The organism is Polaromonas sp. (genome assembly GCF_016185115.1).
In the GTDB taxonomy this organism is placed as follows: Bacteria; Pseudomonadota; Gammaproteobacteria; order Burkholderiales; family Burkholderiaceae_C; genus Polaromonas.
Window position 1 is genome coordinate 195,777 of record NZ_JACPOF010000017.1, and the last position, 14,995, is coordinate 210,771.

14 protein-coding genes are annotated in these 14,995 nt (G+C 60.6%); 1 reads left to right on the top strand and 13 read right to left on the bottom strand.

Translation table 11 applies throughout. From position 1 onward, the window contains the following. Positions 1-36 precede the first annotated feature (36 nt). The 8 genes from glnL to HYX42_RS11135 all read right to left on the bottom strand — a co-directional run bounded on the left by glnL (position 37) and on the right by HYX42_RS11135 (position 8,251). Positions 37-1,059, bottom strand: a complete 1,023-nt coding sequence (gene glnL, locus HYX42_RS11100; protein ID WP_293403485.1) for a nitrogen regulation protein NR(II) — start codon at positions 1,057-1,059, stop codon at positions 37-39. A gap of 140 nt (positions 1,060-1,199) precedes the next feature. Beyond that, entirely contained in the window at positions 1,200-1,715 is a 516-nt protein-coding gene (locus HYX42_RS11105; RefSeq protein WP_293402879.1) for a hypothetical protein, read from the bottom strand. 173 nt (positions 1,716-1,888) lie between these two features. Beyond that, positions 1,889-3,304, bottom strand: coding sequence for a type I glutamate--ammonia ligase (gene glnA / locus HYX42_RS11110; protein ID WP_293402881.1), 1,416 nt, complete (start codon positions 3,302-3,304; stop codon positions 1,889-1,891). A gap of 232 nt (positions 3,305-3,536) precedes the next feature. Further along, the gene (locus HYX42_RS11115; protein ID WP_293402883.1) at positions 3,537-4,445 is read right to left on the bottom strand and encodes a molybdopterin-binding protein; all 909 of its coding nucleotides are present in this window, start codon (positions 4,443-4,445) and stop codon (positions 3,537-3,539) included. Between the two features lie 26 nt (positions 4,446-4,471). Further along, on the bottom strand, positions 4,472-5,398 hold the full coding sequence (locus tag HYX42_RS11120; protein WP_293402885.1) for an EI24 domain-containing protein: 927 nt from the start codon (positions 5,396-5,398) through the stop codon (positions 4,472-4,474). Positions 5,399-5,416: 18 nt separating this feature from the next. Beyond that, complete coding sequence (locus HYX42_RS11125; protein ID WP_293402887.1) at positions 5,417-6,379, bottom strand: sterol desaturase family protein; 963 nt, start codon at positions 6,377-6,379, stop codon at positions 5,417-5,419. Positions 6,380-6,384: 5 nt separating this feature from the next. After that, positions 6,385-7,197 carry a polysaccharide deacetylase family protein gene (locus HYX42_RS11130; protein WP_293402889.1) on the bottom strand — a complete coding sequence of 271 codons (813 nt, stop codon included), beginning with the start codon at positions 7,195-7,197 and terminating at the stop codon, positions 6,385-6,387. Between the two features lie 7 nt (positions 7,198-7,204). Next, positions 7,205-8,251 (bottom strand): YncE family protein, encoded by a 1,047-nt coding sequence (locus tag HYX42_RS11135; protein WP_366931150.1) that lies wholly within the window; start codon positions 8,249-8,251, stop codon positions 7,205-7,207. Between the two features lie 145 nt (positions 8,252-8,396). Between HYX42_RS11135 and HYX42_RS11140 the strand changes: the two genes are divergently transcribed. After that, positions 8,397-9,170, top strand: coding sequence for an alpha/beta hydrolase (locus HYX42_RS11140; protein ID WP_293402891.1), 774 nt, complete (start codon positions 8,397-8,399; stop codon positions 9,168-9,170). Here HYX42_RS11140 and HYX42_RS11145 read toward each other — a convergent pair. The 5 genes from HYX42_RS11145 to HYX42_RS11165 form a co-directional block, all read right to left on the bottom strand. Further along, positions 9,167-9,904 carry a 16S rRNA pseudouridine(516) synthase gene (locus HYX42_RS11145; protein ID WP_293402893.1) on the bottom strand — a complete coding sequence of 246 codons (738 nt, stop codon included), beginning with the start codon at positions 9,902-9,904 and terminating at the stop codon, positions 9,167-9,169. The genes HYX42_RS11140 and HYX42_RS11145 overlap by 4 nt on opposite strands. Positions 9,905-10,387: 483 nt before the next feature. Beyond that, a complete protein-coding gene (locus tag HYX42_RS11150; RefSeq protein WP_293402895.1) occupies positions 10,388-11,233 on the bottom strand; it encodes a Sir2 family NAD-dependent protein deacetylase in 846 nt (281 codons plus the stop codon). Then, positions 11,220-12,215: a carbon-nitrogen hydrolase family protein gene (locus HYX42_RS11155; protein WP_293402897.1), complete on the bottom strand. Its 996-nt coding sequence runs from the start codon at positions 12,213-12,215 to the stop codon at positions 11,220-11,222. The genes HYX42_RS11150 and HYX42_RS11155 overlap by 14 nt, the downstream gene beginning before the upstream one ends. A 68-nt stretch (positions 12,216-12,283) precedes the next feature. Next, positions 12,284-13,366, bottom strand: coding sequence for an AI-2E family transporter (locus HYX42_RS11160; protein WP_293403489.1), 1,083 nt, complete (start codon positions 13,364-13,366; stop codon positions 12,284-12,286). A 230-nt stretch (positions 13,367-13,596) separates the two neighbouring features. After that, the gene (locus tag HYX42_RS11165) at positions 13,597-14,316 is read right to left on the bottom strand and encodes an FkbM family methyltransferase (protein WP_293402899.1); all 720 of its coding nucleotides are present in this window, start codon (positions 14,314-14,316) and stop codon (positions 13,597-13,599) included. Positions 14,317-14,995: the final 679 nt, after the last annotated feature.

Below are 14,995 nucleotides of genomic sequence, written 5' to 3' on the forward strand. Positions count from 1 at the left end.
CCCGTTTTATATGTCAAACAATCGGGACGGCAGCGCTCAAGGCAGAGGTATCAGCAGCTTGAAATCTGTTCGCCCCGGGACGCTGTCACACTCGATCAAACCGTGATGTTGCTGGACAAAAGTTTGCGCCAATGTCAGCCCCAGCCCGGAACCGCCTTCCCGCCCCGAGATCAGGGGATAGAAAATCCGGTCCTTGATGGAGTCCGGCACGCCCGGTCCATTGTCAATGACATGCAATTCCAGTGCCAAGCGATAGCGTTGCTTGCCAAAAGTTACCTGACGGGCAATTCTGGTCTTGAAACTGATCTGCGCATCGCCCTGTGAGATGCGTTCTGCAAGCGCGTGCGCGGCGTTGTGGGCAATATTCAACACTGCCTGGATGAGTTGCTCCCGGTCACCGCGAAAGTCGGGAATCGAGGTGTCATAGTCGCGCAACACGCGCAGGCCCTTGGGGAACTCGGCCAGGATGAGCGATCGCACGCGCTCGCAAACTTCATGGATATTGACATCGCCCACCAGGTGGGGCCGGCGATGCGGCGCCAGCAGGCGGTCCACCAGTGTTTGCAGGCGGTCGGCCTCATGGATGATGACCTGGGTGTATTCGGTCAGGTCCTTGCCGATTTCCATCTGCAAGAGCTGCGCAGCGCCGCGAATGCCGCCCAGCGGGTTCTTGATTTCATGGGCCAGGTTGCGGATCAGTTCCTTGTTGGCCTGGGCCTGGTCTATCAGGCGCTCTTCCCGGTCCTGCTTGGCCTGCTGCTCCAGCGGCAGCAATTCAACAATCGCCTCACCCGGCGTATCGGTTTGCGCCACCACCACGTGAACCGGCATGGGCTCACGGTTCATGGGCCTGAGCCAGGCGTCATAGCGCAGGGCGGCAAATTCATTGCTGCCCGCACCTTCCAGCGCGTTCTGCAGGATATGCGGCTCGGTAAAGCAGTCGGGCAACTGCGAACCTTCAATGGTGCGGCGCGAGGTGCCAAGCGCGTCTTCAAGCGCAGCGTTGGCAAATACCACACCGCCGTCCGTGCGCACCACGGCTATCAGCGTGGCCAGCAGGTCAAACGATTGAAAGCGTGGCGGGTTCGCAGCAGGCGACAGGGCAAAAAATTTGGGGGTTTTCAAGCCCCCATTTTGACCGAAACCCGGGCCGGCCCAAACAGGTACTTTTGGGGAATGTTGGGGCTTTTGGGCCAGAGTCAGTTGCTTGAAGGAATGCGCGAAAGTTCACGCTTGAGGCCGGCGATGTCGCTCTGGTTGCGGGCAATGCTCTCCTTGAGCTCGGCCACACGGTCGAGGTAACGCTGGTAGTTTCTGCCTTCTATGCCCTGCTTTTCGGGCTCGCCGTTGTTGAATTCTTTTTGCTGCTCGGCCAGCTTGGCCTCGGCTTTTTTGAGTTCTGACTCAAGAATGCTGCGCGAATCGCTCTCGCGCGCCTTTTGCTCGGCACTGCCCTCCGGCCGGGTGAAGCCTGGATTGGCGCCTGCGACGCGCACTGGAGCCTTGGCCACGGGAGCGTTCTGCATGACGGTGACGTGGCCACCCTGCATGGTCTTGCATCCGCGCGTCTGGGCTTCTTTGGCATTGTTGATGTATTCAACAGGCACGCCGCCAGCACCGCCGCAACGGTAAACCTGCGCCATGGCAGGGGCTGAAACGCCGGCCAGCAAGGCCAGAGCCAGCAAACATCCGGGAAACGACAAGGCTTGGTTCATATATTCACCCCTTAGACCGAACATCAGGGACGGTCTGTCAGTATGCTGCAAAGCCCCAAAAACTCAAAATGCAGGGGATAACCACGCGCCGCACCATGAAAAAAGGACGGCCAGGGCCGTCCTTTTTTAACAACACCATGTAAGCAAAGCTACATGGCGTGCCCTTGCCGGGTTTACAGCGAGTAATACATGTCGAACTCGGCTGGATGGGTGGCCATGCGCATGCGCGTGACTTCCTGCATCTTGAGGTCGATGTAAGCGTCGATGTACGAGTCGGTGAACACGCCACCCTTGGTCAGGAAGGCGCGGTCGGCGTCGAGGCAGTCCAGCGCCTGGTCCAGGCTGTGGCAGACGGTTGGGATCAACGCGTCTTCTTCCGGCGGCAGATGGTAGAGGTCCTTGCTGGCGGCTTCGCCAGGATGGATCTTGTTTTCAACGCCGTCCAGACCCGCCATCAGCAGGGCCGAGAAGCCGAGGTAGGGGTTCATCAGTGGATCAGGGAAGCGTGCCTCAACACGGCGGCCCTTGGGGTTTGCCACAAACGGGATACGGATCGAAGCGGAGCGGTTCTTGGCAGAGTAAGCCAGCTTGACCGGAGCCTCAAAACCAGGAACCAGGCGCTTGTAGCTGTTGGTGCCGGGGTTGGTGATGGCGTTCAGGGCGCGTGCGTGCTTGATGATGCCGCCGATGTAGTACAGGGCGAAATCAGACAGGCCTGCATAGCCGTCGCCGGCGAACAGGTTCTTGCCGTCTTTCCAGACCGACTGGTGAACGTGCATGCCGGAACCGTTGTCGCCAACGATGGGCTTGGGCATGAAGGTGGCGGTCTTGCCGTAGGCGTGGGCCACGTTGTGGATCACGTACTTCTGCAGCTGAACCCAGTCGGCGCGCTGGATCAGCGTGCTGAATTTGGTGCCCAGTTCCATCTGGCCGGCGTTGGCGACTTCATGGTGATGCACTTCGACAGGAATGCCGAGGGCTTCGAGCACCAGGCACATTTCGGAGCGCATGTCCTGGAAGCTGTCAACTGGTGGCACAGGGAAATAGCCACCCTTGACAGCAGGACGGTGTCCGCTGTTGCCATGCTCGTATTCCTTGCCGGTGTTCCAGGAGGCTTCTTCAGAGCCGATCTTCACGAAGCAGCCGGACATGTCGGTTTGCCAGCGAACGCTGTCGAACACGAAAAACTCCGGCTCGGGACCGAAGTAAGCGGTGTCGCCCAGGCCGGAGGCCTTCATGTAGGCTTCGGCGCGCTTGGCCAGCGAACGCGGATCGCGCTCGTAGGCTTTGCCGTCGGCCGGATCAATGACGTCGCAGGTCAGGATCAGCGTTGTTTCTTCAAAAAACGGATCGATATTGGCGGTATTGGGGTCGGGCATGAGTTGCATGTCCGAGGCTTCAATGCCCTTCCAGCCAGCGATGGACGAGCCATCAAATGCGTGGCCGGAAACAAATTTGTCTTCATCGAAATGGGAAACAGGCACGCTGACGTGCTGCTCCTTGCCCCGTGTGTCGGTAAAACGGAAGTCAACAAACTTGACTTCGTTTTCCTTGACCATTTTTATGACGTCTGCGACGGTCTTTGCCATCAAATTCTCCTGTGCGGGATGGTTGTAAAAAATCTTGTCGGAACTGCTGAATGCACTTTTTGTGCCACAGCCGGTGCATTCCCGGCCATCTTGTGCGCCCCCGATTGTGCCGCCAAATTTACCGCCATCGACCCGCAGGCCGCATGAAACAGGGATCAGGCTGCAAAATCCGGATCAAATGGAATGCACTTATTTGGTGCAAATACAAATGACACAAATATGGTGCGTTTTGTTATCGCACCAATTCGGGGCCAATCTTGAAGTCAAATTTCCGGACGCCGGAAAGCAGCTCCGGATAGGCTGCATCGACAGATGCAGGCATGCCTTTGACCCCCAGTTCGATGTGACGGCCATAGGTGGGATGGTCAACGCTGGGCAGGCTGAACACCTTGACGCCCGGATGCGCCGCTTCGATGTCCTGCATCAGCGGCGTCAGTGTGGCCTCCATGGAGCCAAACACGATCACGGATTTTTCGACATAGGCCTCGGTCCTGTGAAGGTGTTTGTATTTCTGGTCCAGCACTGCCTCCATCATGGGCCAGGCCATGACAGGAAAGCCGGGAAGAAAATGTACGCCCCCACGCTTCCCCACTGCGTGTGGGTCGCTGCCCCCCGAGGGGGCTGTGCTTGCTTGGGGCGGCCCGGCGCGGCGCACTTGCGGACTTTGCCCCGGATAAATTGAAAACCCGGGAATCTTGTTGTAGGGGTTGGTGATGATCTCCGCACCGACCGGGAACACACCCATGTTGAGGCGGTGGATGTTGTCATGCCGGTCCGGGTCAAACGGCACGCCCTGCTCTTTTGCGGTGTCCTTCATGCGTTCCGTGATGAGCAGCTTCGCCTCGGGGTGCAGCGCAAGCCCGACGCCCAGCGCCTTCGCGGCGCACTGGCGCGTGTGGTCATCGGGCGTGGCACCTATGCCGCCGCAGGAGAACACCACATCGCCCGACTTGCGCGCGCCCTCAAAGGCGCGGGCCAGGGTGGCCGTGATCCGATCCGGGTCGTCGCCCACATAGTCGGCAAACGACAGCTGCAGGCCGCGTGCGCCCAGCAGTTCTATGAATTTGGGCAGGTGCTTGTCAGCGCGTTTGCCGGAAAGGATTTCATCGCCAATGATGACAATGCCAAAAGATGTGGTCATGCGGTTTGGGAAATTGCGGAAGGGATTCAGGGAGGAAGGTCAGTCTTGCCGCCCGGCATGCCAAAGCCCGGCGCAGGTCCCGGCAAGGCTTGGGGTGCGAGGTCGGTGGCAATGGATGAGACGGCCTGTTGCGCCAGCGGGTCGGGCGCGAAAGCATTGTTTTTCTGCCTGAGCTGCTCCAGCGCGGCCAGCGTGTAATGCGCGAACCAGAGCGATGAAAAGGCGAATACCAGCGTGTAGATCCAGATCGCGGCCGGCACCAGGATAGGCGCCATCGCCACAAACATGGCGCCAGACGCCCACAGGATGCTGGGAGCTGCGCCCAGGTAGCCGCTGATGATGCCAATGCCGAGCAGCTGCACGCGGTGTTCCCTGAATATCTGGCGACGCTCCTCGCTGCTGGCGTGGTCCACCATGGCGTCGTAAGACATCACGCGGTAAGTCAGCCAGCCCCAGATCAATGGCGGCAGTATGAGAATCAGCGGCGGTACCAGCCAGAGCGGGATGGACAACACCAGCGCAATCAACGCCAGCAGCGTGGAGCCCAGCGACCAGAACACGCTGGCGACCATGGAGCCGCCCTTTTTGCGCTCCAGTTGCGGGAAGCGCCGCTCGGCCACCAGCGCCACCATGGACGGCGTCATGAACAGCGCGACGAACAGTAGCGAAACGATGACGATCACCGGAATCGCCATGAACAGCAGCAGCACAGGCGCAAGCACCACACGCAGGTTGGACAGGCCCAGGCCCTCGATCCAGCGCACCATGGAACTCACGAGTTCATAACTGTCCAGGTTGTTGCGTATCGCGGCAATGGTGCTTTCCCAGAAGAAGTAACCCAGACCCAGCGACAGCGCTGCCATGATGACCAGCGGCAGCACAGACAGCGCGATCACCCGCGGATGCAGGCAATACATGGCCGCGCGCCAGAAAGAGTCGAGGAGTTTGCCCATAGGCAGAGGATAACGCGGTCAGGCTTTGCCGAACAGGCGCTTTAAACCTACCCATTGCTGCGACCAGAATCCACGGCCGTAATCGCGATTGGCTTCAACCTGGTCACGTATGCCCGTCGGGTCGTAACGCTGCTGGAAGTTGGCTGTGCCGAACAGTACATCCCACCACGGCAGCAGTACACCGAAGTTATGGCCACCCAGAACAGTCTGTTCGTTCTTCAGGCTTTCATGCCCTATGCCAATGCTGTGATGCACGCGGTGAAAGCGCGGGCTCACCCACAGGTATTCGCCAATGCGGCCAAACGACAGACGCAGGTTGGCGTGCTGGAAACTTTCACTCAATTGCGTGAATGCGACAAGCGCCACAAACTGCCCTGGCGCCACGCCTATGAGCTGCGCGACCAGCACGACGATCACGTCATTGATCACATCGTCTGCCAGGTGGTTGCGGTTGTCGCTCCACATGGTCATCTGCCGCTGCGCATGGTGCAGCGAATGCAGGCGCCACCACCATTCAACATGGTGCTGGCCACGGTGCGTCCAGTAGGCGACAAAGTCAAACACCACCAGGTAAATCAGAAAACTCACGATGGCGTTGTCGGTCACGCCGGGCCATATCTGGTCGAGGTGAAAGGTGCCGTAACCTGCGGCGCGCAAGATGCCAAACAACTCGTCAAACCATGGCTCTAGCGTGAAGAACAGGACGACGCGAAACACGCCGAGACGGTGGATCAGCGTGTAGAGGATGTCGGTGCGTATGGTGGCGCGGTCAGTCACCGGCTCAACTGGCCGCCAGCGCTGAAGCGGCCCGATGATGGCCAGCAAAACGATGATTTGAATGACACCCGCCAGCAGCCACGCGGTGGCCTGGTAGCCATCTTCCAGAAAGTTGGCCATGCCCATCGAAAACAGCAGCGGCTGCGCCACCGCATTGAACAGCCACTCCTGCACATTGCCGAAAAGATCCGTGAACCAGCCCATGGCTTCTATTTTGCAGGCGCTGTATTTGGCGCGCCCATGCGGCTGTCAATCCAGGCCTTGTACTGGGGGTGTTCGCGCAAGGTCTTGAAGCAGAAGCCGCGTGACTGCAGGCCGGTGATGAGCGGCTCAAAAACAGCGGGCGCCCAGGCGTCCTTGCGCGACCAGATACCGAGGTGCGCCAGCAGGATGTCGCCGGGTTTGATGCCCTGCAACGCTTTTTTCAGCAAGGCATCGTTGGGAAATTTATCGCTGGGCAACTCGTCGCCCAGAAAGCCTGCAGGCGACCAGCCCACATGTTCATAGCCGCATGACTTTGCGGCAGCCAGCAGCGCAGGTGAGGTCTTGCCACCCGGCGCACGGAACAGTGGCAGCGGTTTTTTGCCGGTGATGTCCTGCAGGCGGGTACTGGATTTGGCGATCTCTTCGCAATACTGCTTTGCCGTCCAGGTGAAATCCTTGCCCTCTTGTGGGCCTGCGGAGGGCCGCATTTTGAAGCTGACTGGATTGCCAGCCACATCGCCACGCCAGTAGGTGTGGTCGAAGGTGTGCGAAGCAAATTCATGCCCCTCGGCCGCACGCGCCTTCCACCACGGCGCCCAGTCCTTGCCCAGGCTGCCGTCGCCGGTCTTCGTGCGCTCATTGGCCGCAAAAAAAGTAACCTTGACCTGGTACTTGTTCAGGAGGTCAGCCATCAGGGGCGCGACCTCCATATGGCCTGTGTCAAGCGTCAGGTAAACCGGTTTGCAAGCCGGTTGAGCCTTGGCTATACCGGCCAAAAATGCGCAGCCTGCCGCCAGCGCGAAGGTGGCGAGCCGCATGGCGCTTCTAGCGTGGGGAGTGGTCCAGCGTCCAGACACCGTGGGGGCTCTTTCCGACATTGACCTGGCGGACGATCTTGCGCGTGGCGACATCGATGACGGTGAGCTTGCGGGCCCAGCGCGAGGTGACCATGATCTGCTTGCCGTCGCGGCTCACGTCGATACAGTCCGGGCCGCCAGGTGCAGGGTAGTTGTCAACCACTTCCAGCGTCTGCAGGTCTATCCTGCTGATGCTGTTGGCCACGCGGTTGCTCACCAGCACATGGCGCTGGTCACCAAAGGCGCGGAAGGCATGGGCGCCGGCGCCGGTCTTGATGCTCTTGTGGCGCACAGGCGTCTTGCCGCTGACGTCATAGACCTCAACTGCATCACTGCCGGTCAGGCCGACCAGCAGGAATTTGTCATCGGCCGTGCCATAAACGTCTGCGGGGATCGAGCCGGTTTTGGTACGCCACTTCACGGTTTGCGTGGCCAGGTCGAGCGCGATCAGTTCGTCACTGTCCTGCATGGTCGAATAAATCGTGGTGCTCTTGCTGTCTATCCACAAATGGCTGGGGGTCTTGCCGGTGGGCACGCGCTTGACCAGCGTGATGTCCTTGCCGTCCCACTTGTAGATGTCGATGTGGTTCAGGCGGTTGGCTGCCGTGACAAACCATTTCATGTCCGGCGAAAACCGCAGCTGGTAGGGGTCAATGATGCCGCGTATGGTGCGCTGCACTTCGGCGGTTTTGGGGTCGATAAAGGTCAGCGAATCCGACAGTGCGTTGGCGACGATGACCGATTTTTCATCCGGCGTCAGGTAGATGTGGTGAGGCTGCTTGCCGGTGGGGATGCGTTTGGTCTCGGCCCAGGTCACGGGGCTGATGACGCTGACGCTGTCGTCGAGCGAATTGAGCACAAACACGGGGTTGGTCATGGCCGCTGCGGGCTGCGCCGGTTTGGGCGCTGCAGCAGCCGATGCACTTGGTGCGGCGGCAGAGGCCGCTGGTTTGGCGGGCGTCTGGGCCAGCGCCGGAACACACAGGATGCCAGTCAGGGCGAACGTTGAGGCCATCAGCCCAAAGGCCGGAAAACGAAGGGAAACAGTCACAAAACGGGCTTTCTGAGGTCTATCGTGTCAATTGGCTAGTGTACCGGGCCGGGCACGCTGGACAGGCTGAAACGCCTGTGGAAGTAAGGGCATCACTTACGATAGCGGGATGAATTTACGGCTTGTTGACGATACGCAACTGGAGGTCAAACAGATTGCCGGCCCGGCCACCCTGGCGCCGCTGGTTTTTCTGCATGAAGGCTTGGGCTCTGTCAGCCTGTGGACGCAGCGCGGCCTGGACTGGCCAGCCGCCGTATGCGCGGCCACGGGCCGGGCTGGCATCGTGTATTCACGGCGCGGCTATGGGCAGTCATCGCCTGTGCCCCCGGTGCGCAATTACCTCAAACCAGACTACATGCATGTCGAGGCGTGGAGGGTACTGCCTGCGCTGCTCGGCGACCTGGGCATCGCAAAGCCCGTGCTGCTGGGCCACTCTGACGGCGCGACCATCGCCCTCCTGCACGCCAGCCGCTTTCCCGTGACGGCCTGCATCGCCATGGCGCCGCATGTGATCGTGGAGGACATCTCGGTCACCGCCATCGCCGGCGCCAAAACCATGTTCGAGTCGGGCGGGCTGCGCGAACCGCTGGCAAAGCACCATGCCGATGTCGACGGCGCCTTCTGGCAATGGAATGACATCTGGCTGTCTGGGGGTTTTCGCAGCTTCGACGTCCGCGCCGCATGTGCGGGCATCACCGCACCGCTGCTGCTGGTTCAGGGCCTGGATGACGAATACGGCACCTTGCTGCAGCTTGATGAAATCGCAAAGGCCGCGCCTCATGCACAGCAGCTCAGGCTGGCCGATTGCGGCCATTCACCACAGCGCGACCAGCCGCAACAGGTGATAGCTGCGGTTGCCAACTTCCTTATCGATTTGCCCTAGGCTTTTTTACCCGCAATATCCAGCAGGTCCTGCGCCGTCAGCCAGCGCCAGCCGCCAGGCTTGAGGTCCCCGGGCAGCTGCAGATCGCCAATACGCGAGCGGTGCAGGCCGGCCACTTCTTCAACCCGGTTGCCCACAGCGGCAATCATGCGTTTGACCTGGTGGTACTTGCCTTCGGTCAGCGTCAGGCTAAGGGTGTTGTCACCGGTTTTTTCGCAGGCGGCCGCCTTGACGGGTTTGGGGTCATCATCCAGCACCACGCCCGACAACAGCTTTTGCACCTGCTTGTCGTCTACCGGGTGTTTGGCGCGCACTTCGTACACCTTGGGCACATGGTGTTTGGGCGAGCTCATGCGGTGGATGAATTTGCCGTCGTCCGACAGCAGCAGCAGGCCTGTGGTGTCCTGGTCCAGCCGCCCGACCGCCTGCACACCGGCAGCCGCACCGCCGCCGCGCTGGCGAATCGGCGCGGGCAGCAGTGTGTAGATGCTGGGATAGGTGCTGGGCTTTTGCGAGCATTCATAGCCCGCAGGTTTGTGCAGCATGAGGTAGGCCTTCTCGTGGTATTCCCACGGGGTGCCCTGCACAACGAACTGGAGGCCGGTGGCTTCAAGCTCTTCGGTTGGGTCGTCTATCGTTTTGCCATCAACGGCCACATGGCCCTGCTGAACCAGACCTGCGCAGACACGACGTGTGCCAAAGCCCTGTGAAAAGAGAATGTCCTGAAGTTGCATCATCCTAGAAACCGCAGTTGAATGCATCGGAGGGCACCGCGCTTGGGGTGCCAGGCAAGGCGCGAGGACGCAGCGCACCCTTGTGCGCAAGGACGAGTAACACAGCATGGCGCAGCGAGCACTGTGCCTTCGGGTGCATAGCGCTCTTGCGCACGAGTTGAACTCCATCGGCGCAGAAAAACTCAATGAACATTCGGCGCTCCAAAGGTAAACGAGCGGTCAACTGCGGTTTCTAGGATCATGGCCATGCCGGTATTGTCGCCGGGCAGCTACCCCCTGCCGTGAGGGCCCACGCCGTTCACTATCAATTCGATAGCTGCTCACGTGCGCATTTAAAGGGCTGGAGGCCAATTTGGCACCTGAAATTGGGCTTTTTCAGGCGTTTTGAGCGGTTTTGCCAATCCCATCACCTTCCTGAAACCGTCTTTTTCTGATTTTTTAACGTACACATTAAATTTTTAACGTCAACGTTAAAAATTGGCCTCAACCGGCTTCCAGCGCCCGGTCAATCGCCCGCAGCCCCACCAGCGCGCCCATGGGCAAACCCACGTCCAGGCTGGACGGCACAGCCGCTTCACGCAGGTTGATGCGCACCAGCCGCCCGCCGTGCTGGTGGACAACACGCTGGCTGAAATGCCGCACCGACGGAATCGCAGTGCCCGCACCCAGCTCTATCACCACCGGCCGGCTGACCGTGGCCAGCCATGCCTCCTGCCGCGACTGCTGCTGTGCCGCGCGCTGCTCCAGCCAGCCCCAATCGTTGAACATGAGCACGTTGGGGCGCGCGAGGCCACCGCAGGCCGGGCAGCGCGGCAACTCGTTGAGCAACAGGCAATTGACCTCATCAACTTCAGGCACAAACGCATCGGCCGGCCAGATGCCGCCTGAAGCTACGCTGCAGTCCATGCACTGCAGGTGATGCAGCGAACCGTGGCATTCATGGATGGTCTGTGCATCAAAACCCGCTTTCTGAAACTGGCCATCCACATTGCTGGTGAAGACGCTGTAACCCATGGCGGCGCTCTGGCCCCACTGCCTGAGCAAACCGAAACCCTCATGTGGCTCTGTCGCGCGGTAAAGCTTCAGCCGATGACCGTAAAAGCCCCAGGCCAGCGCCGGGCTGGCTTCAAAACTCTGCGGCGAGGCGATCTCGTGGAAGTCGATCTTCGCCTGCGCCAGTGCCGGGTAAGCCTGCCAGAAGCCCTCCTTGCCGCGAAAATCAGGCAGGCCGGAATCCACGCCCATTCCCGCACCAGCCGCAACGACCAGACCATCGGCCTGGTCTATGAGTTCAGCCGCATGGGCAATCAGGGCGTCAAGACTCGCCATCAGGCAATTGCGGTGGATTCACGCCGCTACGACTCACCATGGCCGGCACCGCATCGTTGACATACAGGGTGAACACATCGGGCCGGTTGTAGTGGCCGGCGAAGTCGTTGAGGATTTTCGACACCATGGTGTCGTTCAGATCAACGTCGGCATACACAATGCCCTCGCCGTCCAGCGGCTGGCTCAAGACCTGGCCGCTGGGGCCGATGATGGAGGCGTAGCCCACGCCCCTGAGTTTTTCCAGGGTGGCGCGGGCATCGCCTTCCAGCTGAAAATCGTCCAGCGCCGCATCGTCCACAACGCCGGTGGCATTGATGACAAAACAGCCCATGCTGTAGGCGAGACCACGGCTGATGGCCATGATGACGTCCGAGAGCTTCACGGCTGGCGACACAAACGCCGGCCATGAAGCGACATGCGCCACCGGGTACATGGCCATGAGGGCACTGGCGGCCAGCGGGTTGGCGTTTTCACCGCAGATCAGGCCGCTGACCATGCCGAATGGCGCCTCATAAGCCTTAAGCGTGTCGCCCCAGCCGCCGGTGTGCACAATGCGCTCGGCCAGCGTGGGCATCAGCTTCTGGTGCTTGCCGAGAATGCTGCCATCAGGCCCGATGAACAGCTGGGTATTGAACATGGTGCCGGTGGTGCCCGCACGCTTTTCACAGAGGCCGATGACGGCGGTGACGCCCGCATCCCGGCAGGCCTCACCGAGTTTGTCGGTTTGCTCGCCGGGGATGATCACCGAGTTCTGGAACAGCTTTTGCGAAAGTCCCAGGCTGATCCTGCCGGTACCGGGCTGCACGGTGAACCACGAGGGGTGGGCCGGAATGAATCCTTCGGGAAAGCCGACCAGCGCGGCTCCGGCCCTGCCGGCTTCACGGATCAGGCCACAGGCTTTTTCAACGGTCGCATCGCGGTCCAGATGCACCGACGAGGCCTGTACCGCCGCCAGCCTGATATTTTTCAACGCATCGCCCATGCCATTCAACCCCTCATCGTTACCAGCTCAAATTGAATGGCCAATATAGATGATCGCGATGGCCGGAGTCATGAGCCCAGAAACTCACCTACGGGCTTGAGGTCTTCAACACGGTCGCAGACAGCCTTGAAGATCATCAGGATGGGAATGCCCAGCAGCAGTCCCCACACACCCCAGAGCCAGCCCCAGGCCAGCAGGCCGGCGAACACGGCCACCGGATTCATGCGGCTGGCGCGGCTGGTCAGCCACGGCGTGATGAGGTTACCGACCACGGTGTGGATAACCAGCGAGGCGCCACCCACCAGCAAGGCCATGTTGAGCGAGCCGAACTGCAGGAAACCGACCAGCGCTGATGCGCCCGCAGTGACCAGCGAACCGACATAGGGCACCAGGTTCAGCACGGCCGCCACAATCCCCCACACGGCCGCGTTTTCCAGCCCGATGAAGGCGAGCGCCACGCCCGTGAGCACACCGACGATGGCGCTAGTCAGCAACTGCACCTGCAGGTAGCGCTGGATCTGCCCGGTGATCTCGTCGAGCGCCTCCAGGGTGATTTTTTTCGTGCTCAGGCTGGGGCCCGCCAGCCGGACCAGCTTGCGCCGGAAAGTATCGCCGGAGACCATGAGGAAATAAGCCAGGAACACCACCGCCGTGAACTGGCCGAGCAGCGCGATAAGGCCTATGGTGCCGGACCAGAGGTAGTCCTTGATATTGAAGCGTGTCGGTTCTATCACCACGCGCATGGCACCACGCGTGTTGGTGGCCGGCGCGCCCTGCGTCGCCTGCTCTATCTGTGTAGCCGCTTTCTGCACCGTGTCCAGCGTGCTGCCCTGGGCGGTGCGCCGGTTCTTCAGGGCATCGGTAAATTTCTGTGCCGCCGCGGGCATCGAGTCCACCAGCTTTCCTGCCTCGTCGCTCAGTGAGTAGGCCGTGGTGCCCATGGCGCCAAGAATGGCCAGCAACAACACGCCGGCACCGACGGAACGCGGCACCCCTTTGGTTTCGGCCCAGTTGACGAGGGGCGACAGCGCATAGCTGGCCAGCAGCCCGAGCATGAAGGGAATGAACACGGCCTTGGCCCAGTACAGCACATACAGACCCGCGAAGCTCGCCAGCAAGACCATGGACAGATTGCGCACGCTGACCGGCATGTGTATCTGTATGGGTTCGCGCGTCCGCGACGTGCGCGCTTCGCGCCCGGCGGCATTGTCGGGCGGACGGGAATCACCAATGAGAGGCTGCGCCGGATGACCGGCATTGATGGGCGCGAGGCCATCCTGATGGCCGGAAGTGTGCGTTGCGGTTGGCGTCTGTGGGGCGGTGTCTGTTGTCATCAGATTCTCTTTCTGGACGCCTGTGGACGCGAGTAGCGATGCACGTGTCAGGCTTCGATTGAATAGCGCAGCTTGCGTAGCGGCAAGCCGAGGTAATACTTCCTGACATATTCGAACCTGGCCGCAGCAGAAAAACTGTAGGACGGCTCCGCCGGCACATACCAGCTGTTAAGCCCTGTGCGCATGAGCAGGCGGTAATTGCTGCGCCGCATGAGGCTGTGTTTTTGCAGGTGCGTGACGTGGTCTTCAATCAGCACCAGCTTCGGTTTCCATCTTGCAAAGCTGAAACCCGACAGCGCCACCAGCTCGTGGCCCTCGATGTCAATCGACAGCAAGTCAAAGCCGGGCTGCGCACCGTGGGTTTCAAGAATATGGTCAAGTGTTTCGCATTGCACAGCAACAGTGGACCGCACCACCGCGCCCAGCGCAATGGGTTTGTCCTCCAGTGTGGAATGCGGGCCTGCACGGTTGAGCTGCAACTGTTTGCCCGCGTTTTCCGGGCTGGAGCAGGCCATCTCGACCACCGTGCCGGTGCGCGTCTTGCGCAGCAGTTCGCAGCAGTCGGGATCAGGCTCAACCAGCAGACCTGTCCAGCCGATCGCCTCAAGATGCTGCGACTGCGAATCGAGCACCGGGTCGTTCGCACCCACATCAACATAAAAGCCCTTGCGCCCGCCGAAGAAGGCCTGCACCAGCGCCTTTTCAACTGCAGGCTCGTTGCTGAATTGCTGGATGTGGCGCGCGGTGAAATCGGCTCGGCTGTTCATGGGGCTTGTTTTGCAGTGTTCGGGGGAAATGCTGATTATCAGCGTAGCAACATGAGTCGCTTTCGTCACCCCTACGTGATCCGGGATCGATCCCTGTTTCGCGTTGAGGTGTGCCCTTCACGACCAGGCCGGGTCTCGCCCCGGCGGGCGAGGCACTTTTCTTTGCTTCGCCAAAGAACAAGTACCCAAAAGAAAGGCGACCCGACGTCTGGGTCCCTTCGGGCAACCTGCGCTGCTCGACTCCGGCGGCAGTCCAAACAACTCGCCTGCGGCTCAGACAAGTTTGGCCTGACCTTCCGCCTCCGTCTGCGCTGCTCGGCCCAGCCTCCACGGGGTTGGGGATGATTGCGGGATCGGATGCGGGGAGCCCAAAGCGCGAAGCGCTTTGGGCGAGTCTTCGGACTGCGTCCCCAAAACCCTTGGAGAGGAGCCGAGAAGCGCAGGGCCAGACGGATCAGGGCTGAAACTTGTTTGAGCCGCAGGCGAGTTGTTTCAGACCCCGGCTGGAACGAGCATCGCAGGGTGCCCCGAAGCGAAGCGTAGGGGACGACGAACAGGGTCGCCTTTTCTTTTGGTTACTTTGCTTTTGGCGAAGCAAAAGAAAAGTGACTTGCCGCCGGGCAACCCCCGGCTTCTGCGTGAAGGGCACAACGCTCGCCCCGTATGACAGCCGGGACCC